The organism is Bacillus sp. S/N-304-OC-R1 (assembly GCF_019749375.1).
Classification (GTDB): Bacteria; Bacillota; Bacilli; order Bacillales; family Cytobacillaceae; genus Cytobacillus.
On record NZ_JACWFE010000013.1, the window covers coordinates 301,600 to 324,865 of the forward strand.

The 23,266-nt window shown below is 38.1% G+C and carries 22 protein-coding genes and 1 pseudogene; 17 read left to right on the forward strand and 6 right to left on the reverse strand.

What is annotated here, in order from left to right; genetic code table 11:
• Positions 1–159: 159 nt before the first annotated feature.
• From wrbA to mntR, 3 genes and pseudogenes are all read left to right on the forward strand, one after another.
• Positions 160–771: an NAD(P)H:quinone oxidoreductase gene (gene wrbA / locus H0173_RS12140; protein WP_221846780.1), complete on the forward strand. Its 612-nt coding sequence runs from the start codon at positions 160–162 to the stop codon at positions 769–771.
• A gap of 142 nt (positions 772–913) precedes the next feature.
• Positions 914–3,070 carry a DNA topoisomerase III gene (locus H0173_RS12145; protein WP_221846781.1) on the forward strand — a complete coding sequence of 719 codons (2,157 nt, stop codon included), beginning with the start codon at positions 914–916 and terminating at the stop codon, positions 3,068–3,070.
• Positions 3,071–3,264: 194 nt separating this feature from the next.
• Positions 3,265–3,678, forward strand: a pseudogene (gene mntR, locus H0173_RS12150) (transcriptional regulator MntR); the annotation flags it as partial.
• 140 nt (positions 3,679–3,818) lie between these two features.
• Here mntR and H0173_RS12155 read toward each other — a convergent pair.
• A complete protein-coding gene (locus H0173_RS12155) occupies positions 3,819–4,040 on the reverse strand; it encodes a DUF3892 domain-containing protein (RefSeq protein ID WP_221846783.1) in 222 nt (73 codons plus the stop codon).
• Between the two features lie 134 nt (positions 4,041–4,174).
• Between H0173_RS12155 and H0173_RS12160 the strand changes: the two genes are divergently transcribed.
• Both H0173_RS12160 and H0173_RS12165 read left to right on the forward strand, forming a co-directional pair.
• Positions 4,175–4,861, forward strand: a complete 687-nt coding sequence (locus H0173_RS12160; RefSeq protein ID WP_221846784.1) for a class I SAM-dependent methyltransferase — start codon at positions 4,175–4,177, stop codon at positions 4,859–4,861.
• Positions 4,858–5,550 (forward strand): AIM24 family protein, encoded by a 693-nt coding sequence (locus H0173_RS12165; protein ID WP_221846785.1) that lies wholly within the window; start codon positions 4,858–4,860, stop codon positions 5,548–5,550. The genes H0173_RS12160 and H0173_RS12165 overlap by 4 nt, the downstream gene beginning before the upstream one ends.
• Positions 5,551–5,587: 37 nt before the next feature.
• Here the strand turns inward: H0173_RS12165 and metA are convergent, their stop codons facing one another.
• A complete protein-coding gene (gene metA / locus H0173_RS12170; RefSeq protein ID WP_221846786.1) occupies positions 5,588–6,496 on the reverse strand; it encodes a homoserine O-acetyltransferase MetA in 909 nt (302 codons plus the stop codon).
• A gap of 185 nt (positions 6,497–6,681) precedes the next feature.
• On the opposite strand from metA, the gene H0173_RS12175 reads away from it, so the two are divergent.
• The 4 genes from H0173_RS12175 (at position 6,682) to H0173_RS12190 (ending at position 10,916) form a co-directional block, all read left to right on the forward strand.
• Positions 6,682–8,370 carry a formate--tetrahydrofolate ligase gene (locus H0173_RS12175; protein ID WP_221846787.1) on the forward strand — a complete coding sequence of 563 codons (1,689 nt, stop codon included), beginning with the start codon at positions 6,682–6,684 and terminating at the stop codon, positions 8,368–8,370.
• An 11-nt stretch (positions 8,371–8,381) separates the two neighbouring features.
• On the forward strand, positions 8,382–8,909 hold the full coding sequence (locus H0173_RS12180) for a hypothetical protein (protein WP_221846788.1): 528 nt from the start codon (positions 8,382–8,384) through the stop codon (positions 8,907–8,909).
• A 222-nt stretch (positions 8,910–9,131) separates the two neighbouring features.
• Positions 9,132–9,986 (forward strand): amidohydrolase family protein, encoded by an 855-nt coding sequence (locus H0173_RS12185; RefSeq protein WP_221846789.1) that lies wholly within the window; start codon positions 9,132–9,134, stop codon positions 9,984–9,986.
• 84 nt (positions 9,987–10,070) lie between these two features.
• Positions 10,071–10,916 carry a DegV family protein gene (locus tag H0173_RS12190; RefSeq protein ID WP_221846790.1) on the forward strand — a complete coding sequence of 282 codons (846 nt, stop codon included), beginning with the start codon at positions 10,071–10,073 and terminating at the stop codon, positions 10,914–10,916.
• A 55-nt stretch (positions 10,917–10,971) separates the two neighbouring features.
• Here H0173_RS12190 and H0173_RS12195 read toward each other — a convergent pair whose 3' ends face one another.
• The 4 genes from H0173_RS12195 to cysK all read right to left on the reverse strand — a co-directional run bounded on the left by H0173_RS12195 (position 10,972) and on the right by cysK (position 14,565).
• Positions 10,972–11,976, reverse strand: coding sequence for an aliphatic sulfonate ABC transporter substrate-binding protein (locus H0173_RS12195; protein ID WP_221846791.1), 1,005 nt, complete (start codon positions 11,974–11,976; stop codon positions 10,972–10,974).
• Between the two features lie 30 nt (positions 11,977–12,006).
• Complete coding sequence (locus tag H0173_RS12200) at positions 12,007–12,762, reverse strand: ABC transporter permease (protein WP_221846792.1); 756 nt, start codon at positions 12,760–12,762, stop codon at positions 12,007–12,009.
• Entirely contained in the window at positions 12,695–13,537 is an 843-nt protein-coding gene (locus H0173_RS12205) for an ABC transporter ATP-binding protein (protein WP_221846793.1), read from the reverse strand. Before H0173_RS12205 ends, H0173_RS12200 begins: the two co-directional genes overlap by 68 nt.
• A 95-nt stretch (positions 13,538–13,632) precedes the next feature.
• Positions 13,633–14,565 carry a cysteine synthase A gene (gene cysK, locus H0173_RS12210; RefSeq protein ID WP_221846794.1) on the reverse strand — a complete coding sequence of 311 codons (933 nt, stop codon included), beginning with the start codon at positions 14,563–14,565 and terminating at the stop codon, positions 13,633–13,635.
• A 234-nt stretch (positions 14,566–14,799) separates the two neighbouring features.
• On the opposite strand from cysK, the gene H0173_RS12215 reads away from it, so the two are divergent.
• The 8 genes from H0173_RS12215 (at position 14,800) to H0173_RS12250 (ending at position 23,168) form a co-directional block, all read left to right on the forward strand.
• On the forward strand, positions 14,800–15,444 hold the full coding sequence (locus H0173_RS12215; RefSeq protein ID WP_221846795.1) for an HD domain-containing protein: 645 nt from the start codon (positions 14,800–14,802) through the stop codon (positions 15,442–15,444).
• Entirely contained in the window at positions 15,441–17,321 is a 1,881-nt protein-coding gene (locus H0173_RS12220) for an ABC-F family ATP-binding cassette domain-containing protein (protein ID WP_221846796.1), read from the forward strand. Before H0173_RS12215 ends, H0173_RS12220 begins: the two co-directional genes overlap by 4 nt.
• A gap of 354 nt (positions 17,322–17,675) precedes the next feature.
• Positions 17,676–18,803, forward strand: coding sequence for a conserved virulence factor C family protein (locus H0173_RS12225; protein WP_221846797.1), 1,128 nt, complete (start codon positions 17,676–17,678; stop codon positions 18,801–18,803).
• Positions 18,804–18,881: 78 nt separating this feature from the next.
• The gene (locus H0173_RS12230) at positions 18,882–19,316 is read left to right on the forward strand and encodes a BrxA/BrxB family bacilliredoxin (protein ID WP_221846798.1); all 435 of its coding nucleotides are present in this window, start codon (positions 18,882–18,884) and stop codon (positions 19,314–19,316) included.
• Positions 19,317–19,617: 301 nt separating this feature from the next.
• Complete coding sequence (locus tag H0173_RS12235) at positions 19,618–20,394, forward strand: class I SAM-dependent methyltransferase (protein WP_221846799.1); 777 nt, start codon at positions 19,618–19,620, stop codon at positions 20,392–20,394.
• Between the two features lie 322 nt (positions 20,395–20,716).
• Positions 20,717–21,898, forward strand: coding sequence for an LL-diaminopimelate aminotransferase (locus H0173_RS12240; protein WP_221846800.1), 1,182 nt, complete (start codon positions 20,717–20,719; stop codon positions 21,896–21,898).
• An 18-nt stretch (positions 21,899–21,916) separates the two neighbouring features.
• Complete coding sequence (locus tag H0173_RS12245) at positions 21,917–22,510, forward strand: YpjP family protein (protein WP_221846801.1); 594 nt, start codon at positions 21,917–21,919, stop codon at positions 22,508–22,510.
• A 76-nt stretch (positions 22,511–22,586) separates the two neighbouring features.
• Positions 22,587–23,168: a TerD family protein gene (locus tag H0173_RS12250; RefSeq protein ID WP_221846802.1), complete on the forward strand. Its 582-nt coding sequence runs from the start codon at positions 22,587–22,589 to the stop codon at positions 23,166–23,168.
• Positions 23,169–23,266 lie beyond the last annotated feature (98 nt).

Below are 23,266 nucleotides of genomic sequence, written 5' to 3' on the forward strand. Positions count from 1 at the left end.
TCATACTTGTTGATTGCTCATCTTATTTATCCAAAATGAAAATGTAGGTAAATACTCCTGAAAAAATTCATAAAAATTCAGTTAAGAAGAAACAATATGGTAGGCGGAAAAAATGAGATTCATAAATATCGCTGCATAATCATTTTAGGAGGAATAGCTATGACGAATGTAAAATTAGCAGTAATTTATTACAGCTCCGGAGGGACGAACTACCAGCTGGCAAGATGGGCAGATGAAGGTGCAAAGGAAGTTGGCGCTGAAGTTAAAGTATTAAAGGTACCTGAAACAGCTCCATTAGCTGCAATTGAATCAACTCCAGCATGGAAAGCACATTATGAAGCTACAAAGGATGTTCCTGAAGTAACGCTTGCTGATCTAGAATGGGCTGATGCCATTATTTTCAGTGCTCCTACACGCTTCGGAAGCAAGCCATCGCAATTACAGGCATTTTTAGATACTACGGGCGGTCTCTGGTTCCATGGAAAGCTGACAAATAAGGTAGTAAGTGCCATGAGCTCTGCACAAAATCCAAATGGGGGTCAAGAAGCGACTATTTTATCTCTTTATACATCCATGTTTCACTGGGGTGCAATAATTGCTGCTCCTGGCTTTACAGATCAAAGTGCATATGCCGCAGGAGGAAACCCATATGGGACAAGTGTAACAGTTAACCAAGAAGGGAAAATAGTAGAAGATGTTGAAGCTGCCGTAAAACATCAGGCAAAACGGACAGTGACTGTAGCAGAATGGGTTAAAAAAGGGAATCAATAAAAAATGATCGAGCTAATCAGTCATGAATCTGATTAGCTCTTTTAATTTTCGCAAATTTAGCTTTTACTGGTTATTTACTAATCTATTAAGTATCATTAAGGTATAGCTTAATTGTATTTTTAAAAACTGGAAGTGTGATTTAATGACGAAACTCATTATTGCAGAAAAACCTGATCAAGGATCAACATTAGCTTCTGTCTTTAAAATAAAGAAACATCAAGGCTATATCGAAATTTTGCCTAACGATGTCTTTCCTAAAGGAGCATATGTTACTTGGGCTGTCGGTCATCTTTGCCAGCTTTCTGCACCTGAGAAATATCAATCAGCGTGGAAGAAATGGTCACTGTCAACTCTGCCGATCATACCAGAACAATTCCAATATGAAGTAACTAAAGATAAAGCAAAACAGTTTCAAATAATAAAAAGTCTTCTATCCAACCCATCCCTGACAGAAGTGATTCATGCAGGGGATGCAGGGAGAGAGGGAGAGTTAATTATCCGCAACATTCTTCGCTTGACTAAATCAAAATTGCCTATGAAGCGCCTTTGGATTTCTTCATTAACACCAAAAGCTATTAAAGACGGATTTCTCTCCTTGCTAGATGAAACAGATACTAGGAACCTGTATTATGAAGCTTACACAAGGGCATGTGCCGATTGGCTTGTCGGGATGAACGCATCAAGGCTGTACAGTCTTTTACTTCAGCAGCAAGGCTTCTCTGATGTATTTTCCGTTGGCAGAGTCCAAACCCCGACTCTTGCTTTAATTGTAAAAAGAGAAAAAGAAATAGAAAATTTTGTTTCAGAGCCATTTTGGGAGGTTCAAGCAAAATTTAATATAAATGGAAAGACCTATTCAGGTAAATGGATTAAAGAAGGAGAAACGCGAATAAAAACAATAGATCTGGCAGAAAAAATTTCAGCTTTTTGTCAAGGAAAGCAAGCAGAGGTGCATAAAGTTCAAGCAGAAAAAAAGGAATTTCTTCCTCCGCTTTTATATAATTTATCAAGCTTGCAGGCAGATGCCAACAGCCGTTTCAAGTTTCCGCCCAAAAAAACATTGGATGTCCTGCAAAAGCTCTATCAAAGAGGGATTGTCTCATACCCTCGTTCTGATTCCAGGCATGTAACAAAAGGTGAAGCAGAGCTTTTCCCGGATATTCTAAAAAAGCTTGAGAATTTTAGTGATTATCACGAGATGTTTCCGTTGCCTGTTACTTCCCTTATTGATAATAAAAGATATGTCAATGACAAGAAAGTAACCGATCACTATGCTATTATTCCAACTGAGCAGGTTCCAAGAATGGATAAGCTTACACCTGATGAAAAAATACTGTATGACTTAATTGTTAGAAGCCTAATAGCAGCCCACTATGATAAAGCTGTAACTGAATATACGACTGTCAAAACTATTGTTGATGGAAGAGCCGAGTTTCAGTCCAAGGGAAAAGTCCAGCTTGAAGAAGGGTGGAGAAAAGTAATTCCATCATTTGAAAAAGATAATGAACCGGAGCTTCCACCACTGCAGCAAGGGGAACAGGGAGCTGTAAAAAAGGTAGAAGTGAAGGAAAGTAAAACCCAGCCTCCGAAACGATATACGGAAGGGCAGCTTATTACTCTAATGAAAACAGCTGGCAAGCATATAGAGGATAAAGAACTTGAAAAAATATTAATGAAAACTGAAGGCCTTGGTACGGAGGCTACACGAGCGGGCATCATTACAATGCTGAAGGATCGAAATTATATAGACATCAATAAAAATGTAGTATATGCAACACCAAAAGCAAATATATTAATTGAAGCCATCGGCTCAGAAATTCTCGCTTCTCCGGAAATGACAGCAAAATGGGAGCAGCGCCTAAAGGATATATCAAATGGAGAAGCCTCACCGCGACAATTTATGGATCAAACAAGTAAAATGGTCAAGCATTTAATTGATGCAACAGTAGAACACGCTAAAGGATGGGAATTTAAAGAGGAAGACAGGGATGGATTTACCCCTGGGAAATCTACACAAAAAAGAACAGTCACAATTGGGAAATGCAAATTATGTGATGGCAAAGTAATCGATAAGGGGAAATTTTATGGCTGTTCAAACTATAGTAAACAAAAATGTCCTTTTACGATTTCGAAGAAAATAATGGGCAAGGCCATTACCCAGAAATTGTTAAAGCAACTATTAAATGACGGTGTAACAGAATTAGTGGATGGTTTTAAAAGCAAGGACAAATTATTTACAGCAAAACTCCAATGGGAGCCTACAGAACAGCGAGTAAAATTCTTGTTTTCTAATCAATAGTAAATAATAAGTCTGTGAATGCCTTGTCTCTCTATGATGAATGTAGTAAACTTCAAAGAGGCCTTATGACATTAATATATAGTAACTAGAAGTATGGGTTTTAATATAGGTACTTTTAATGGTAATTTTCATATAATGTAATATTGTATTTAAAGGAAATAGATGTAAGGCAAGTTCATATTGGAGGGTATTAAATGCCAACACCTAGTATGGAAGATTATATTGAACAAATATATATATTAATTAACCAGAAAGGCTATGCTCGTGTCTCAGATATTGCAGAAGCCCTTTCGGTACACCCCTCCTCTGTAACGAAAATGGTTCAAAAGCTTGATAAAGACGAATATCTAGTTTATGAAAAATACAGAGGTCTCATTTTAACCCCCAAAGGAAATAAAATAGGAAAAAGACTTGTCTACAGGCATGATTTGCTTGAACAGCTGCTTCGTACAATTGGGGTTAAGGAAGAAAATATATATCACGATGTTGAAGGTATCGAACATCACTTAAGCTGGGATGCCATTGACAGAATTGGAGATCTCGTTCAATATTTCGAAGAGGATTCCAAAAGAGTTGAAGAATTAAAAGAGGTCCAAATTAAGAATGAAGAACAAGAATTGCAACAAGAGCAGCAGCTCAAAAAGGAAAAAGAATTAAAAGAGCAAAATCTCGTACAGGACGAACAAACAGAAATTCGAGAAGAATTAGAACAAGAACAATGAAAGGACCTGATTTTTACATAGGTCCTTTAATACATATTTGGCCATTCATTAAAGGATGTGGCAGTTTCGGGAACTAAGACGACAGACTGCCCATCAAGACTTTCTTCAATATTTACTCCAGTAATCATTCCTTCTTCAGCCTCTAGTAATGCTTTCTGATAGGAAATAATTCTGCCGGCAGATGTTTTAAAACTGATAATTTCCCCCAAATAGTTTCGATGGACAGCAACAAGCTGTTCTTCAAACATAATTATCACTCCTTTTAAACTATTTTCATTTTTTCTCAGTTTTCACTTTTTTAAACAAAGGATTCCAATTTGTAATAGAGAAATAATAATGAAGAGTCAGATTTCATTTTTTTAGGTGAAGGTGAGGGAAGGAAATGTTTGATTGGAGCAAGGAAGCTGAAAAACAATGGGACGAAAAATCCAGCAGCTGGAGTTCGAAAAGTAAAGAAATGTGGGAAAATGGGAGCAGAAAAGACATTGTGCCTTTTTTTGCCCAGTTCGTTCCTGAGGGCAGTTCTGTTTGTGATCTTGGATGTGGAGATGGCTTTGGGTCACTAAAGCTTTCAGATGCGGGCTATAAAGTAACAGGAATTGATGTTTCAGAGGAAATGATTGCAAGAGCAAAGTCAGTCAATAATAGCGACCAATTTATTAAGGGGGATATACTTAATCTTCCCTTTCCTGATGATAGCTTTGACGCTGTTATAGCCATCAACTCATTAGAATGGACAGAGGCTCCGTTGAAGGTATTAAATGAAATGCAAAGAGTCGTTAAGCGTGGAGGATTTGCATGCATTGGCATTCTCGGGCCAACAGCTGCTCCGCGGGTAAATAGCTATCTAAGACTATATGGTGAAAAGGTAATCTGCAATACAATGATGCCATGGGAATTTGAAAAACTCGCTGTAGAAAATCAATGGAAGAAAATTGACGATTTTGGTGTGTATAAACGAGGGACAGATGGGCTGCCTAAAGGGGCATTGTCATTAGAATTAAGACAATCTCTTTCATTTATATGGGTGTTTATGATGAAAAATAATAAAAAGGGGGATTTCAATTGAGCCGTTATTCAATAGGAGATTTTGTACAATCAACACAGCAGCAGGATAAAGGAGAAGGTTTATTTGAACTGGAAACCCAGAGAATATTAGAAATTAACCTGGCTAATCAAATATGGGCAAAAGCTGGGGCTATGATTTCTTATCGTGGAAAAATTAAATTCGAGCGTGAGGGCATTTTAGAACATGGAATTGGAAAAATGTTCAAAAAAGCACTAACAGGTGAAGGTACATCATTAATGAAAGCAACCGGTAATGGAAAACTATATTTAGCCGATCAAGGGAAGAAAATCTCTATTCTAAATCTTCAAGGTGATTCAATTTTTGTTAATGGCAATGATTTACTTGCATTTGAACCATCCATTAGCTGGGACATTAAATTAATGAGAAGAATAGCCGGTATGTTATCTGGCGGATTATTCAATGTCCGACTAGAAGGTACCGGGATGGTTGCAATAACATCACATTATGAGCCATTAACTTTGATAGTGACTCCTGATAGTCCAGTGTTTACTGACCCGAATGCGACTGTCGCCTGGTCAGGAACATTACAGCCGGAATTTGTGACGGATATATCCTTTAAAACCTTTCTTGGCAGAGGAAGCGGCGAATCCATTCAAATGAAGTTCTCTGGAAATGGTTTTGTTGTAGTCCAGCCATTTGAAGAGGTATATTTTTCACAGCAATCATAAATTAAAAAGCTCCGGCTGTGACCGGGGCTTTTTAACTCTAGTTCCACTCATACGGAGTTTCTTGGTATACATAATAATTCAGCCAGTTTGAAAATAATAGATGGGCATGGGAACGCCATCTGTTTAGAGGCTGCTTGGATGGGTCATCATTAGGAAAATAATGTTCTGGAACATGAATATCCAGTCCTTTTTGTACATCCCTTCGATATTCCTCAGCTAATGTATCTGCCTCGTATTCAAAATGCCCGGTGACCATAATTTGCTTCCCATCGTTCGCACTTAAAATGAAAGGACCCGCCTCTTCTGATGAAGACAGTAGCTTTAATGTAGGGTTTTTCTTAATCTCTTCAATAAAAACATCCGTATATCGAGAATGAGGAGCTAGAAAGGCATCATCAAATCCTCTAAGCAGCTTTTCAGAACGGTCGTTGATTTCATGTGTGTATACTCCTGAGCATTTACATGAAAGCTCGTATTTTTGAATGCCGAAATGATGAAATAATGCTGCTTGGGCCCCCCAGCAAATATGAAGAGTAGATGTTACGTTCCTTTTTGTCCAATCCATAATTTCAGACAACTCTTCCCAGTAATCGACCTTCTCAAATGGCAGCAATTCAATCGGGGCTCCCGTTATTATCATGCCATCAAATTTGCGATGCTTTACTTCTGAAAAGGTTGTATAAAATTGCTCAAGATGTCTTGGACTTGTGTTTTTGGATTCATGAGTAGCTGTACGAAGAAAAGAAATATTCACTTGCAGTGGCGTATTTCCTAATAGTCGTAAAATTTGAGTTTCTGTTTTTTCCTTTTCAGGCATTAAATTTAAGATGAGAATATTTAAAGGTCGAATATCCTGCGTTAATGCACGATCATCATCCATTATAAATATATTTTCTTCTTCTAATATTTCTCTTGCAGGAAGGAGCTTTGGAATCTTAATAGGCAAGTGATCATCCCCTTGTTAGAAAATTCAATTAAAATCTATTATAATAATGAAAAACCTATGTAGCAATCATTATTAAGAGTGAAAAAATAATTCTTCATTATTCACACTCTACTAAAAAATAAAAAAATGTTACAATGATGGGGTAGTAAACGTTTACATTATTGGAGTGCTTAGGGGGATAAAAAATGAATGTGAAACCAGTTGTAAAATCCGACATTGAAATCGCTCAACAATCACCAATGAAACCAATAACAGAAATTGCAGAAAAAATCGGTCTTCATGAAGACGATCTTGAACTTTTTGGTAAATATAAAGCTAAATTATCAACAGAGGCGCTTAAGAAGCTTGAAACAAATAAAAGCGGAAAGATTATCCTCGTTACTTCTATTAACCCAACTCCTGCCGGGGAAGGAAAGTCGACTGTGACAGTTGGACTTGGAGATGCTCTCACTAAGGTTGGGAAGAAAGCGATCATAGCAATGCGTGAGCCTTCATTAGGGCCAACAATGGGGGTAAAAGGCGGAGCTACTGGGGGAGGATACTCTCAAGTATTGCCAATGGAAGATATTAATCTCCACTTTACGGGTGACCTTCATGCTATTACGACGGCTAATAATGCACTAGCCGCATTTATTGATAATCATCTTCAGCAAGGAAATGAGCTGGGCATTGATCCTCGAAGAATCGTGTGGAAACGTGCTCTCGATATGAATGACCGTGCACTTAGAAAAGTAGTAATCGGCTTAGGTGGTCCGGTACAAGGTGTTCCGCGTGAAGATGGTTTTGATATTACTGTAGCATCAGAAATTATGGCTGTTTTATGCCTTTCTACAGATTTACAAAATCTGAAGGAAAGACTAGGCCGTATGGTTATTGCCTATAATTACGGCAAACAGCCGGTAACCGTTGCTGATCTAGGTGTTCAAGGTGCATTAACGATGCTTCTTAAGGAAGCGGTTAAACCTAACCTTGTCCAAACGATCGAGCATACACCTGCCTTTATTCATGGTGGACCGTTTGCAAATATTGCACATGGCTGCAATAGTGTAATTGCTACGAAGGCAGCTGCTAAATTAGGTGATTACGTCGTAACAGAAGGCGGATTTGGTGCGGATTTAGGAGCTGAGAAATTCCTTCATATTAAATCCCGCAGCGCCGGAATAAAGCCGGAAGCTGTTGTTATTGTTGCAACCATTAGAGCATTGAAAATGCACGGCGGTGTACCAAAAACAGATTTGGCACAAGAAAATGTACAAGCATTAACTAAAGGCTTTGCAAACTTAAAGAAGCATATTGAAACGATTGAAAGCTTTGGATTGCCATTTGTAGTAGCAGTAAATAAATTTATTACTGACACTGAAAGTGAAGTACAGACATTAATGGACCTTTGCTCACAAGCTAATATTCCAGTTTCATTAACTGAAGTATGGGAAAAAGGCGGTGCTGGCGGAGTTGATCTTGCTAGCAAGGTGCTAGAAGTAATCGAAAAGCAAGAGTCTAACTTCCATCCATTATATGACTTATCCGACACACTAGAAAATAAAATTCTTACTATTGCCCAAAAAGTATATGGTGCTGGCAAAGTTGAATTTTCATCAAAAGCGAAAAAACAATTACAGGATTTCGAAAGCTTTGGCTGGGGAAGTCTGCCAATTTGTATGGCAAAAACTCAATATTCTTTATCAGATGATCCATCAAAACTTGGCCGTCCAACAGGATTCTCGGTTACGATCAGAGAATTAAAACCATCTATTGGTGCAGGCTTCATTGTGGCACTTACCGGAGACGTTATGACAATGCCAGGTTTGCCAAAGCAGCCTGCAGCTCTTAAAATGGACGTTGATGAAAACGGTAACGCAATCGGCTTATTCTAATAGGTGAATCAATGTTTGATCCAACAGCGTTTGAAAATATGAAGGTTGTGATCGAGGGAGCACTCTACGATCTTGATTTATCAGGAGACATCTTTATCCTTGACCGTAATGATATCATTAATTCAGCCAAACTTTCCCGAAAGTATGAGATTACATTTACTAATGATAGGAAAAATCATGATCTGTGTAATTGCTCAATTATTATGGAGGCAGGGCTTGAAAATCTCGCAGCTGAGCTCCTGCAAGCAGTACAGTCAGAGCGGCTGTCTGGCTGCAAAGTCTTAATAAAATTTTCACTAAAGCACCCAGATGAACAGAGTATTTATCAAAAAATTGAAAAGAGACTTGAAGATATTTGGGGACAGGATCGGGCAATAGATCAAGCAGTTAGTAAGAATCCGCTCATAACCGAAAAAATGATAAGAAATGACATAACAATTAGCTTTAATCGATTGGTATATGAAGATCAGATGACAGATTTGATTGAAATGATTGATTATATGTTAGATAGCTTAGAAAAGTTAAGAAGAATAATATAAGTGTCTCTATATTATTTGCTCTGCCATTTAAAGGGCAGGGCTTTTTTGAGTCTATATTAAAGCTGAATGATTAGTGGGTATATGAATAGAGAAAGATTTCAAGTAAACTATGAGCAGAAGGCAAATAATAATTAAAATGAAATTTTTCTTTGACATGGATATGACCAAAGCTTATCCACAAATCTTCGCTTAATAGAATTCTCAGAAATAAAAGGAGAAAATATGAAAATTATTGATGCACATATACATTTTTCAAATATTAGATCATTTCATCAAACTGCCAATGAGCTCTCATTTGTCGATTATTCATATAACGGGTTCGAAAAAGAATATAATGAAGCCAATGTTGTTTTAAGCATTGCCATGGGTGTGACTGAAACTTCAAATATGGGGTTTCCGGATCAGTATTCAGAAACACCCATGGGACTTGATTTGGCTAATTCGATTCCAAGTCAAATAGTTTATTGCCCAGGGATAAACCCATATGACTTAGGAGAGAATGCTCTAGTTAGATTAGAGGATGAAATTCAAAAGCCTAATGTCGTAGGCATGAAAATTTATTTAGGATATTACCCGTTTTATGCATATGATGAAGTATATGAGCCAGTATATCGGCTAGCAGAAAAGTATAGCTTACCTGTAGTTTTCCATACGGGGGATACTTATTCCGAGAGAGGATTGCTAAAGTATGCCCATCCATTAACGATTGATGAAGTAGCAGTCAAGCATCGTAATGTTAAGTTCATGATGGCTCATTTTGGTGATCCTTGGACATTAACAGGGGCTGAACTTATCTATAAAAACTCAAATGTCTATGCAGATTTATCTGGTTTAATTGTAGGAACAGAAAAAGAATTGAAACGCCACAGTGAAGGAAGATTTTTAAATCATTTGAGACATGCGTTAGTTTTTGCGGATTCCTATGATAAATTGCTGTTTGGAACAGATTGGCCATTAGTACCAGTTCTTCCGTATATTGATTTCATTAAAAACTTGATACCGGAAGAATTTCATCAGGATGTTTTCTTTCATACAGCCACAAAGGTTTTTCCGAAAATAAAACCATTTTTGCCTTGATAAAAGGATGAAGGTAGGCATTCTGACTGTCCTTCATTTATACATAAATAGAGAATAAAGAAATAATTAAAAGGGGGAATTATTTTGACGAAAATAGCATGGGTAACAGATAGCACTGCTTTCTTGGAAGAGCAGCTTATTAATCATCCTGATGTATACACGATCCCAATCACTATATTATTGGACGAGGAGGAATATTTAGAGGTAGATTTAACGCCAGCCCAACTATATGGACGATTAAAAACACTTAAAACTCCTCCAAAAACATCTCAGCCTTCCATTGGAGCTTTTAAAGATTTATACGAAAAACTAGGGGAGACCTATGATGTCATTTTCTCAGTTCATATATCGGGTAAGCTGAGTGGAACGGCTTCTTCAAGTGAACAGGCTGCCCAGTTAGTTGATACAAAAGTAATCACAATTGACTCAAAAATACTGACCTACCCGTTAACCAGGATTGTTAAAAAGGGGATTGAATTAGCTCAGTCTGGCAATGGGATTGAAGAGATTAAGGCTAAGCTGGAAGAACTTCGAGGAACGAATGAAACGTATGTATTAATTGGGAGTCTAGAACAGCTCCACCGAAGCGGAAGAATGTCTGGCCTGCAATTTTTTCTCGGAAGCATGCTGAATGTCATTCCTATAATAGCAATTGAGGATGGTGCACTTAACGCAAAGGAAAAGGTTAGAAGTGAAAGAAAAGCGAAGGATAAAATTATTAAGCTTCTTAAACAAGCTCATGAAAAGAATGCTATTAAGGAAGCCTATTTATTGTATGGGTTTCACGAAACCGAAGCACTTCAATGGAAGGAAGAACTGAAAATCGAATTTCCGGAAATAGATTTTCAATCCTATCCTCTTGGAGCAGCCATTGGTGTCCATGCAGGAGAAAATACACTAGGCATAAGCTGGTTTAATGGGCTAGATTAATGGTTGAAATGTGAAAAAGCTGTCCGATTATGGACAGCTTTTTGCAGTTTAATATTTATTTACCTAAATTTTGTAAGAAAGTTAGATTGATCAACCCTTTAATATCATTGCTTGGAATATACCCAGCCTCTTTACTAATATCGGCCATTTCTTGAATAACTTGTTCATTCACATCTGTTGTCACTTGCAGCCTTTTAAATGCCGCTGCAGTTTCTTCTTTGCTAATTTCTTTACCTGTTAAACCTTTAATATGTTTGATCACTAAGTCCTGTGCTTCTTCAGGATGTTCCTGAATGTAAGCTACCGCTTTTTTATGCGCTGTTAAGTATGCTTGGACGAGCTTTTTATTGTTCAAAAATTCATCAGTTGCAGCAACAACTGTATTAGTAGATTCCTTGCCCCAAGCAAATTGATCCCAATCAAGCAAAAGCTTGCCATTAGCTTGTGTTTCTAAGAAATAGCCCCATGGTTCTTGAGTAGCTGCTGCATCAACAGATTTTTGAACGAAAAGAGTTGCCGTATCTGCTGGAGCAGCTGCAAATAGTTCAACTGTCCCGCCGTTCGTTGTAGCATTCAAGTTAACATCCTTCAGTGCTTTTCTTAACATCACATCTTGCGTGCTGCCGATAACGGGAATGGCTACTCTTTTGCCATCTAAATCCTCAAGCTTTTCAATCCCGCTGCCTTCATTTGCGACTAATACTGCACCTCCATTGACTGCACCTGAAATGATATGGAATTTTGGATTCTTAACATAAAAATTTAGCAAAGGACCTGGACCAACTGTTCCAACATCAATGGATTTAGTCGCCATTGCTTCCATAAATAATCCGCCATTGCTGAAAGTCTTCGTTTCTATTTTTACATCTTTTCCAAATGCTTCTGTGAAGTAATTCTTTTCAAGAGCAACGATCGTTGCAATATGTGTTAAGTTTGGAAAGTAGCCAATTTTAACATTTTGGCTTCCTGCTTTTTGCTCCGTTTTTTCACCCTGACCACAAGCACCTAACAATCCAATGATCAATAATGCTGCCAAAACTAATTTTACATTTTTAAACATCTAATATTCTCCTTTATTCATATAATAAAATTATTTATTCGTTCCCCATTTTGTTTCGATTGAGCGTTCTAACCGGACAAAAACGACATTATCCATAATTGTTCCGATAATAGCAATTACGATCATGACAGAAATAACGAGGTCCATCTGTCCTAGAGATCTTCCGGTTTCCAGCAGCTTGCCTAGTCCACCGCCTGCACCAAGCAGTTCTCCTGCCATTAAAGCTCTCCACGAAAAAGCCCAGGCGATTCGGAGTCCTGACAAAAGCTGAGGAATTGACGCAGGCATAATGACTGTTCGAACAAAATGGAAACCAGTTGACCCAAAGGTCCAGGCAACACGCTGATAAAGCTTTGGAACATTTTTAAATCCACTAGTTGCACTGACTGTCATTGTCCATGTTGCTCCGATTGTCACAATAAACAGAATAGCAAAATTATTAAGCCCGAACCAAATTATCGCAAGCGGAAACCAAACGATACTTGGAATAGATTGCAGTGCAGTGACTAAGAAACCGAGTGTATCTTCAACGAATTTGAACTTCCATATTAAGTAACCCATAATTGTTCCTAAAATGATGGCGATGGAAAAACCAATTAATATTCTGCCCAAGCTTACCCCAATGGCAGCAGTAATTTGCACATTTATAATCCCGGTAACAAATGTTTTTAAGATTTGTGATAACGGGGGAAACATAAATTCAGGAAGCCCTGAAAATCTAGATGTGACTTCCCAAATCACCGCTATGATCATGATGAAGCCGATCCGCCTTAAAGCTGTAGTCATCACCCATTTCCTCCTTCAGTACTTTCTCAATCTCTTCCTGTAGTATTGATAGAATTTTTTGCTCGGCATGCAGTGTAACACTATCAGGCATGAAACCATCTTTTGATGTTTGGACACTAATAATGTCTTTTATTTTTCCTGGACGAGTGGCAAAAACAATTACTTTTTCTGATAACAATACAGCTTCTCTAATATTGTGCGTGATAAATAGAATTGTCACTTTTGTTTTTCGCCAGATCTCAAGCAACTCTTTATGTAGGACCATTCTTGTTTGCTCATCAAGTGCAGAAAATGGCTCATCCATTAGTAAAATGTCTGGTTCCATGACTAGTGCACGGGCAATGGCAACCCTTTGCTTCATTCCTCCTGAAAGCTGATGGGGATATGAATTTGTATACCGGCTCAAATGAACCATTTTTAGTACTTCAAGAGCTTTTGCTTGTGCTTGTTTTTTCGGGATCTTTTTTAACAGGAGCCCATATGTTACATTTTCAAGTACTGTTAGCCATGGAAATAAGCCTGCCTCTTGGAAGACTACAACTCTATCTGGACCAGGCTGAGTTACCTTTTTCCCGTCAATTTTGATTTCACCTTTATCTGCCTTTTCCAGACCGGCGATTAAATACAGCATTGTCGACTTTCCGCAGCCAGACGGCCCTACGATCGAAACAAAGCTGCCTTTATCAATGTTTAAAGAAATATCATCTAAAACTTGAATTCTATTATTTCTTTCATTAATGAAGCTTTTTTCAATTCCATCAATTGATAAATACATATGTTCACCCCAAATCGTGGTTTATATTATAAACTATTCATATAAAAATACTTGGTTTTAATATAGAAAGTAAACAGGATGTGTACTACATCCTGTTATTCGTAATGAAATAGGTCACTTGATAAATATCGTTCCCCCGTATCCGGTGCTATACAAACAACGGCTTCTGAAGGGCTTAATCTTTCTGCAACCTTTAACGCTGAAAAAACTGAGGCTCCACCCGAAGGCCCGAGCAGAATTCCTTCTAATGAAGCAAGCTTTCTCACTGTTTCATATGCCTCTTCATCATTAATTTGAAAAATTTCGTCATAAACAGATGTATTTAAAATTGAAGGGATAAATCCAGGGCTTGTGCCAACGAGTTTATGCTTGCCGGGCTTTCCCCCTGAGAGCACTGGTGATCCTGCCGGTTCTACAACATGTACAGTTATAGATGGGTCATATTTCTTTAATTCCTCACCAGTTCCTGTGATTGTTCCTCCAGTTCCAGAAGTTCCTACAAAGGCAGCCAATTTTTTGCGGTTTTCCTCCATAGCCTGAATAATTTCAACAGCTGTTGTCTTACGATGGATATTAGGATTAGCTTCATTTTCAAATTGCATAGGAACAAAGCTATTAGGAATAGAGGAGGCTATTTCAAGAGCCTTCTTAATAGCACCAGGCATTTTCTCATCACTTGGAGTAAGAACGACTTCAGCACCGTAGGTCCTTAGGATATTTATTCTTTCTGCAGTTGAGGAATCAGGCATTACAATGATTGAGCGATATCCACGGGCAGCTGCGTTCATGGCAAGTCCGATTCCTGTATTCCCAGAAGTAGGTTCAATGATTGTTGCGCCTTTTTTAAGCTGACCTGAGTTTTCTGCTTCAACAATCATATTATAAGCAGCCCGATCCTTTACGCTCCTGCTTGGATTAAAGTATTCAAGCTTTACATACACTTCAGCTCCGTCTTTCGATGGAAGTCTGTTTAATCTGACTAGTGGGGTATCTCCGATTAATTCTGCAATATTATTAACGACCTTCACAGTCTCACCTACATTCTCTTTTTGAACTATACGTTTTTATTATATTAACAGATTAATATCATATTATCCATACCATTTTACTTGGTTTTTAACAAAATAGTTATTTTTTTATATTTTAACCGTTAAATATTAAAAAAATCGCATATGGATGTTATAAAGAGGTACGTGATTTTTTTTAAAACCTTTGCCTTCATGTTAAAATGGTTCTAGTGATAAAAGAAGGTGGAGAGCTATATGCATGATGTTATACAAAAGGCGGAAGACTTTGTACGAAATCTTCTTGGAAATGATTGTACAGGTCATGATTGGTATCATATTGAAAGAGTTCGCAGAAATGCTTTATATATTTGTGAAAAGGAAAACAAAGGGGACAGCTATATAATTGAATTAGCTGCATTGCTTCATGACGTTCCAGATGAAAAATTAAATGCTTCAAAGGAAGAAGGAGAGAGAAAATTATTTGATTTTCTTGATACTATAGAGCTAGAACAGCATGTACGTGATGAAGTCATTGATATTATCGGCTCAATTTCCTTTAAAGGCGGTAAGAAATCAGTCTTAAATAGTATAGAAGCAATGATTGTTCAAGATGCAGATCGGCTGGATGCTATCGGTGCGATTGGAATTGCGAGAGCCTTTGCTTTTGGAGGAAAGAAAGGACAGCCTATATATTCTCCAGAGGTTGGAGTAAGAGACAAGATGACGGAAGAAGAATACCGTAAAGGAAAATCATCATCCATTCATCATTTTTATGAAAAGCTATTGAAGCTGAAAGACTTGTTAAATACCGAAACAGCGAAGGAAATGGCAGAAAAGCGCCATGGATTAATGGAAAATTATTTAGAAGAATTTTTTAATGAATGGAATGGTCAAAAATGAAAATGATTTCAATTGAAAATGTTACGAAAACATATGGAGAGAAAGAGTTATTTAACGCCATATCCTTTACAATTGCGGAAAAAGATAGAGTAGGCTTAATTGGTGTGAACGGGACTGGGAAATCCTCTTTGCTAAAAATCGTGGCTGGATTGGACATTCCGGATTCAGGTGAAATGATCACTCCAAAAGATTATTCCATTTCTTATTCTGCTCAGGAGCCTGCTTTAGACCCTAATCTCACTATACTGAGTCAAGTATTTGCTGGAGATGCACCGGTCCTAGTCTTGCTTAGGGAATATGAGCAAACTTTAATAGATTTAAGGTCAGACCCTCATAATCAGGCTATTCAAGATAAGCTATTCGAACAGCAAAAGAAGATGGATGCATTAAACGCTTGGGAAGCCTCTACGAATGCGAAATCGATTCTAACTAAGCTTGGGATTGATGATTTTGATAAAAAAATAGCCCAGCTTTCAGGAGGCCAGAAGAAAAGGGTGGCACTTGCCCAAAGCTTAATTCAATCTCCTGATTTGCTCATCCTTGACGAGCCGACAAATCATCTTGACTATGAATCTGTAAAATGGCTGGAAGATTATTTGGGACGCTATCAGGGTGCACTCCTTCTTGTTACGCATGACCGTTATTTCCTAGATCGGGTGACAAATAGAATGTTTGAGCTAGAAGGCGGAAAGTTATACAGCTATAAAGGAAACTATGCTGCATTTTTAGAAGCCAAAGCAATTCGTGAAGAAAATGAAGAAGCGACGATCGAGAAGAAAAAGAACTTATTTCGAAGAGAGCTTGAATGGATAAGAAGAGGAGCAAAGGCAAGAACAACGAAACAGAAAGCCCGGATTCAACGTTTTGAAACGCTTGATAATCAGCTTGCATCTGTCAAAAGCTCGGAAAAACTGGATATGTCATTAAGCGGAAGCAGATTAGGAAAACAGGCTTTTGAGTTAAAGTCTGCTTCTAAGAGATTTGGCAATGATGTCATATTAAATTCTTTTGATTTGCTCGTTAAACCTGGTGATAGAATTGGTATCATTGGGAATAATGGAACAGGGAAATCGACATTACTCAATATATTAGCTGGAAAAATCCCGCTTGATTCTGGTGAAAGAATCATTGGACAAACTGTAAAAATCGCTTATTACACACAGGAAAGTGAAGATATGGATGAGAATAAGCGAATGATAGAATATTTAAAGGAAACGGCGCAGGTTGTTGAAACGTCAGATGGAAAAACGATTTCCGCAGCACAAATGCTTGAGAGATTTTTATTTCCTTCCTATTCACATGGAACTCCTATTCGAAAGCTGTCCGGTGGAGAAAAACGGAGACTTTATCTGCTGAAAATATTAATGTCAGAGCCAAATGTTCTTCTATTGGATGAGCCGACGAATAATCTGGATACCCAAACCTTAACTGTATTGGAAGACTATCTAGAAGATTTTCCAGGTGTTGTGATTACAGTATCCCATGACCGCTACTTCTTAGATAAGGTTGCCGATCAGCTGCTCGTTGTGAAGGGCCATGGAGAAATTAACACTTTTTATGGAAACTATACTGAATTCCTTGAAAAAGAAATAGAGAAACCAGCACCTCAAGCGAAACCTGCTCCCTCGGTTGAAAAAGAACGGGAAAAGCCTAAAAAGAAAAAATTGAGCTATAACGAACAAAGAGAATGGGATGGAATTGAAGATCATATTGCTTCAGTTGAAGCCCGCTTAGAGGAGATTGCTGCTGAAATGGCCGACACCGGCAGTGATTTTGAAAAAGCCCGTGCGCTAATGGAAGAAGAGGCCAAGTTAAATGGAGAGCTTGAACATTTAATCGAAAGATGGAGCTACTTATCCGAACTTGCCGAGAAATAAGCCTGTGCTTTTAGCCAGGCTTGTTTTTTCTTTAATTAGTTAGGCTGTTTTCTAAAGGATTGTTGCTTTTAACAACATTGGAGACGCAGAGTGGAATGGAGCGAAGGGTGCTTGACTCCTGTGGGTGATAGAGGAAAAGTCAAGACCCCACAGACGGAACGTCGAGGAGGCTTGACTTCCTCCCCACGGAAAGCAAGTGCCCGTAGCGGAAAGGAACGGTCCAGTTTTCATTATCAAACAACAAACTTTGCAAAACACCGATAGTTAAAAAGCACGAAATGTGATGCGCTGATTGTAATATGTTAAAATGGCAATAGAAAACAAGGTGAATTCAGTAAAAAAGGTGGAATGGCTGTGAATATAAAGGCGATTGAACCAACACCAAGTCCTAATACGATGAAGGTTATCCTAAATGAAGAGCTCCCAATGGGGAAAAGCAATAATTATAAAATAGAAAATAGTGAAGGGGCACCTAAGGTAATTCAAGATATTCTTGCGATTGAAGGGATAAAAGGTGTCTATCATGTTGCTGACTTTTTAGCGGTTGAAAGAAATGCAAAATTTGATTGGAAGGATATTTTGCCAAAAGTAAGACTCGCATTTGGTGAAGAGGCTGAAGCTGAAAATGATCATGGTACAAAAGTGAACGACCACTTCGGTGAAATAAAAGTATCTATTCAAAAATTTAAAGATATTCCGATGCAGGTCAAGCTGACAGACGGAACAGAAGAGCGGCGCTTCGGACTGCCGGAGATCTTTATGAATGCACTATCCGATGCACAGTCAAAAGATGATAATGTTGTATTGGCCAGGAAATGGGTGGAGTCAGGTGTTCGCTATGGTGATTTTGATCAGGTAGGGAAGGAAGTTGTTGAGGAATTATTGGCAGCTTACCCTGACACCCGATTAAAGCTCCTTGTGGAACAGGCGAAAAATCCTGAACTGAGCACTCAAAAGCAAGCACGCCAACGTTTAAAGGTGACTCTTGCTGATCTTGACAATCCTGATTGGCGCGTTCGCTATCAAATGCTAGAACAAATGGATGATCCAACCTTAAATGATTTACCAGTCTTAGAGATTGCACTTCAGGATGAAAAGGCATCTATTAGAAGATTAGCCACAGTTTATTTAGGAATGATAGAGGATAAGAAAGTACTTCCGCTTCTTTATAAAGCACTGAAGGACAAAACGGTTACGGTAAGAAGAACAGCTGGTGACTGTTTGTCAGATTTGGGATTTCAAGAAGCTATGCAGGAAATGATGAATGCATTAAAGGATAGCAGCAAGCTTGTTCGCTGGCGTGCAGCCATGTTTCTGTATGAAGAAGGAGATGAAACTGCTCTTCCTGCTCTCAAAGCGGCTGAAGATGATCCAGAATTTGAAGTAAGTATGCAAATTAAACTGGCGATTGAAAGAATCGAGCTTGGAGAAGAAGCAAAAGGATCAGTTTGGAAGCAAATGACGGAAGCAAGAAAGAAATAATTTTACCCTCTTTTGAAATGAGCATAAACTATAGTATGCTAACTGCATACAACAAGAAGAATAGGAGAAGTGATAAAGATGTCTATGGCATATGAAGAATATATGAAACAAATGGTTAAACCAATGAGACAAGAACTTGTTCAAGCTGGATTTAAAGAATTATTAACACCTGAAGAGGTAGAGCAATTTATCGAGAATGTTGAAGGAACTACACTTGTAGTAGTAAATTCTGTTTGTGGCTGTGCTGCTGGACTTGCCCGTCCTGCTGCAACTCAGGCAATTATGCGAAGTGAAAAGAAACCAGATCACTTAGTAACCGTATTTGCGGGTCAGGAAAAAGAAGCTACTGCCAAAATGCGGGAATACTTTGAAGGCTTAGAGCCATCGTCGCCATCTATGGCTATTTTAAAAGGCAAAGAGGTAGTTCATTTTATTCACCGTCATGACATTGAAGATCATTCAATGGAAGCAATCATGGAAAATCTTATCACTGCTTTTGAAGAAAATTGTTAATAAGAGAGGGAATAGGATGTCAGATGACGTCCTTTCTTTTTTAAATGTCTAGCTCCAGCGCCTACCCCCGACGTACAGGACGTACTAGTGTCGACAATGCGACAGGACGTCGCGGTTTTGTCGACCTCGAGGTCACAAGCCGTTCCTCCCAGAAAGGTAAAGAACACCTTTCCGTGAGGACCGTCTTGTGCTTGTCGGGGGTGAGCACAAAGGAAAGCTTCTGCGAATAATCCTCGCAGGAACAATTGTCCTTTAAATGTTCCGAAGGCGCTTGCGCTTTTCTAAGATAAAGGTGAATTCAATGATCATTACTACAGCTGGCCGAACAAACGAAGAAATGATTGAGCGAGCGTTAAAAATATCGGAAGAATTAAGCATTGAATATATAGAAAGAAAAAAACGTTCTGTCTTAGCTATTCAGGAGCTTAAAAAAGATGATTGTATCGTCGTCGGCAAAGAAAGACTGGAGCTCTACCCGATAGGAGAAAAAGAGCCATTCTTCTTTCATCCCAATTCGGCGATGTTCAGAGTGAAAAGGTTAATAAATGGTGAACGCGATCCATTTATTGAAGCGGCTAATTTATCCAAGGGAAAAACCATTCTTGATTGCACTTTAGGGCTAGCCTCAGATAGCATTGTTGCCAGCTTTGTCACCGCGGCTGAAGGTCGTGTTACAGGGATAGAGGGAAACCAATATTTAGCTTACTTAGTGAAAAATGGTCTGCAATCTTGGGAGTCTGGTATTTCGGAAATGAATCAAGCTATGAGAAAAATTGAAGTCATTGGCGGCCGTTCGCTTCATTTCCTAGAGACACTTCCCGATAGTAGCTATGATATCGTCTATTTTGATCCGATGTTTGAAGAGCGGATCCTGGAATCCGATGGGATTAAAGCACTGAGCAGATTTGCCGTTTATGAAGATATATCGAACAAATTAATAGACGAGGCTTTAAGGGTTGCGAAAGAACGAGTTCTATTAAAAGATCATTTTCGAAGCTCGAGATTCGATAAATATAATTTTGAAGTATCCATAAGAAAAACTTCAAAATTTCATTTCGGGGTTCTTAAAAAGAAATAGAAAAAACGGGAAAGGAGGCTATCTCCATTCCCGTTTTTCTAATCGGCGACTGCTAAATAAACGAAATAAGCGAGCAATAGGAAGGTAACAATGGTAGTAACGATTGTCCAATCCACAGATAAATCCCCTTTCAGAGTTTTTACTTTAAAATATATGGACTTTTCCCTATACTATTCCCATAAAAGCTACAATCTAACCTAAGAAATGGTAACATTATCTTTTATATTTATTTTTCTAAAAAGTGAAACCATTTTTCCTTTTGACCGTAAAAGAAAGTATAATAGAATCATAGTCGAGATACAGTAGATAGAGAGGGAACAAAATGAAATTTTCAATGGCAGATAGAATGAAATCTTTTCAGGAAAGTATCTTTTCTGAATTAGCTTACTATAAGAAATTAAAACTGGCAAAAGGGGAAGAAATGGTTGACTTGAGTGTTGGCAGTCCAGATACAGCCCCCCCTGCCATTGTGACCGGAACAATTTCTGAATTGGCAAAAAAACCGCAATCATATGGATATTCCATGAAGGGGACAGATGAATTTCACGAGGCAGTAAGTGTATATTATAATCGAAATTTTGGAGTTAATCTGGAGCCTAAAACTGAAGTTTCTCTTTTAATGGGTTCTCAGGATGGTTTAGTTCACTTTCCGATGGTTCTGTGTAACCCGGGTGATTATGTACTAGTGCCAGATCCAGGCTATACTGCATATGAAACTGGAGTAAGCATGGCAGGAGCTAAAATGTATCCGATGCCTTTAAAAAAGGAAAAAGGATTTCTTCCTGATTTTACTGAAATACCGGAAGAAATTAGTGAAAAAGCAAAATTAATGATTTTGAATTTTCCAGGTAATCCAGTTCCTGCTATGGGAAATAAGGATTTTTTCGAGGCTGCTATTGAGTATGCAAAGAAATATGAAATTGTTATTCTCCATGATTTCGCCTATTCTGAACTTTATTACGATGAAAAACCAATCAGCTTTCTTTCAGTACAAGGAGCAAAGGAAGTTGGCATCGAGATGAATTCATTATCTAAAAGCTTTAATATGGCAGGCTGTCGAATTGCTTATGCAGCAGGTAATCATGAAATAATTTCTATGCTAGCAAATTTCAAATCAAATATTGATTATGGTGTATTCTTTCCGATCCAAGCCGCTGCCGCTAACGTATTAACTGATGAATCAGATTTCTTATCTGAGCTTCGAGAAATGTATAAGAAGAGAAGAGATATACTAGTAGATGGATTACGTGAAATTGGCTGGAACGTTAGTAGTCCAAAGGCTTCCATGTTTCTTTGGGCAGAGGTCCCTTTTGCATTTACTTCTAAAGAATTTGCAATTGAGTTAATTAATCGTGCCAATGTCGTCGTTACCCCGGGAAATGCGTTCGGTTCATGGGGTGAAGGCTATGTAAGAATAGCTTTAGTGCAGACAGAAGAAATGCTTAAGAAAGCAATTCACAACATAAAGAATTCAGGGGTACTAGAAAAAGTAACTATTAAGTAGATGGGAGGGTGAATAGCTATGCCTAAATGGCTTCGTAAATCGTTCGTTGTTATGGTGACCATCTTGACTTTTGGTATGGTAACACCATCGCAAGCTTTCCTATATGATCATTCTAATGCAGAAAAAACGCCGAAAAATGATGCATTGGCTGAAGATAAAAATGGAATAAATCGCTCACTGATTCCCGAAAATATTGGGTATATTAGCAGAGAGGGCATTATTAAGCAAATGCTTAGTGAAGCAGAAGCTCAAAGCTATACGAAGTTTGGGTCAAGAATTAAACCAGTGATTGAAAATGAGTTTTCTGAGGTAATCTTCCCGAATATTGAAAAGGCGATACAAAAAGTTGCTAATCAATATCCTGATGAAGAACTAGCCTTTTTATCTGTCAGTGAAAATCCTGGAAAAGGACACTCTGAGAAAATATTTAATATTAGAAATGAAAAGACGAATGAAGATATTATCCGTTTTCATGTTCGCAGGGATCAGCCGCCTCAGCAAGGCTACTGGTTTAATTTCCATTACCATACTCACCATGATCAATTTCAGGCACATCATAACCTAGGAAGTATTTATTGGGATAAAAACACTCCACCTAAATGGATGAGTTAAATAAATTGAAAACCAATGAAACTTTTTTTAAAAACCAACGTAAATAATATGTACCCTATTAATCGGAGGTAGAAATATGGCAGTCAGTTTATCAAAAGGACAAAAAGTAGATTTAACTAAAACAAATCCAGGACTTGCAAAAGTAGTTGTTGGATTAGGATGGGATGTAAATAAATATGATGGTGGAAATGATTTTGACTTAGATTCTTCTGTGTTCCTCCTAGGTGACAACGGAAAAGTGCAATCTGATAGTGATTTCATTTTCTATAATAATACGACTGGTGGAAATGGCTCTGTTGTACATACAGGTGATAACCGTACAGGCGCAGGTGATGGCGATGATGAGCAGGTGAAAATTCATTTAACGAATGTTCCTGCCAATGTTCAGCGTATTGCCTTTACTATTACTATTCATGATGGTGAAGCCCGCAATCAAAACTTTGGACAGGTTTCTAATTCTTATGTTCGAATTTTAAATGAAGACACAGGAGAAGAGCTGATTCGCTATGATTTAGGTGAGGACTTCTCAATTGAAACAGCAATTGTTGTAGGTGAACTATACAGACATAATGGCGAATGGAAGTTTAGTGCAATTGGAAGCGGCTATCAAGGCGGCCTTGCAGCACTTGCTAGAGATTTCGGTTTGCAGGTTGGATAATTGGCAGTGACAAATGTATTTGAAAAAGGATATGCCCGTATATTCCTTTTCCAAAAAGGAATATACCGCATATCCTTTTGTAAGATAAATTAATTACA

Excerpts from the sequence above, each read along its gene's own strand:
- wrbA (WP_221846780.1), top strand. The coding sequence starts at position 160 with ATGACGAATGTAAAATTAGCAGTAATTTATTACAGCTCCGGAGGGACG.
- H0173_RS12145 (WP_221846781.1), top strand. The coding sequence starts at position 914 with ATGACGAAACTCATTATTGCAGAAAAACCTGATCAAGGATCAACATTA.
- H0173_RS12155 (WP_221846783.1), bottom strand. The coding sequence starts at position 4,040 with ATGTTTGAAGAACAGCTTGTTGCTGTCCATCGAAACTATTTGGGGGAA.
- H0173_RS12160 (WP_221846784.1), top strand. The coding sequence starts at position 4,175 with ATGTTTGATTGGAGCAAGGAAGCTGAAAAACAATGGGACGAAAAATCC.
- H0173_RS12175 (WP_221846787.1), top strand. The coding sequence starts at position 6,682 with ATGAATGTGAAACCAGTTGTAAAATCCGACATTGAAATCGCTCAACAA.
- H0173_RS12180 (WP_221846788.1), top strand. The coding sequence starts at position 8,382 with ATGTTTGATCCAACAGCGTTTGAAAATATGAAGGTTGTGATCGAGGGA.
- H0173_RS12185 (WP_221846789.1), top strand. The coding sequence starts at position 9,132 with ATGAAAATTATTGATGCACATATACATTTTTCAAATATTAGATCATTT.
- H0173_RS12195 (WP_221846791.1), bottom strand. The coding sequence starts at position 11,976 with ATGTTTAAAAATGTAAAATTAGTTTTGGCAGCATTATTGATCATTGGA.
- H0173_RS12200 (WP_221846792.1), bottom strand. The coding sequence starts at position 12,762 with ATGACTACAGCTTTAAGGCGGATCGGCTTCATCATGATCATAGCGGTG.
- H0173_RS12205 (WP_221846793.1), bottom strand. The coding sequence starts at position 13,537 with ATGTATTTATCAATTGATGGAATTGAAAAAAGCTTCATTAATGAAAGA.
- H0173_RS12215 (WP_221846795.1), top strand. The coding sequence starts at position 14,800 with ATGCATGATGTTATACAAAAGGCGGAAGACTTTGTACGAAATCTTCTT.
- H0173_RS12220 (WP_221846796.1), top strand. The coding sequence starts at position 15,441 with ATGAAAATGATTTCAATTGAAAATGTTACGAAAACATATGGAGAGAAA.
- H0173_RS12230 (WP_221846798.1), top strand. The coding sequence starts at position 18,882 with ATGTCTATGGCATATGAAGAATATATGAAACAAATGGTTAAACCAATG.
- H0173_RS12235 (WP_221846799.1), top strand. The coding sequence starts at position 19,618 with ATGATCATTACTACAGCTGGCCGAACAAACGAAGAAATGATTGAGCGA.
- H0173_RS12240 (WP_221846800.1), top strand. The coding sequence starts at position 20,717 with ATGAAATTTTCAATGGCAGATAGAATGAAATCTTTTCAGGAAAGTATC.
- H0173_RS12245 (WP_221846801.1), top strand. The coding sequence starts at position 21,917 with ATGCCTAAATGGCTTCGTAAATCGTTCGTTGTTATGGTGACCATCTTG.
- H0173_RS12250 (WP_221846802.1), top strand. The coding sequence starts at position 22,587 with ATGGCAGTCAGTTTATCAAAAGGACAAAAAGTAGATTTAACTAAAACA.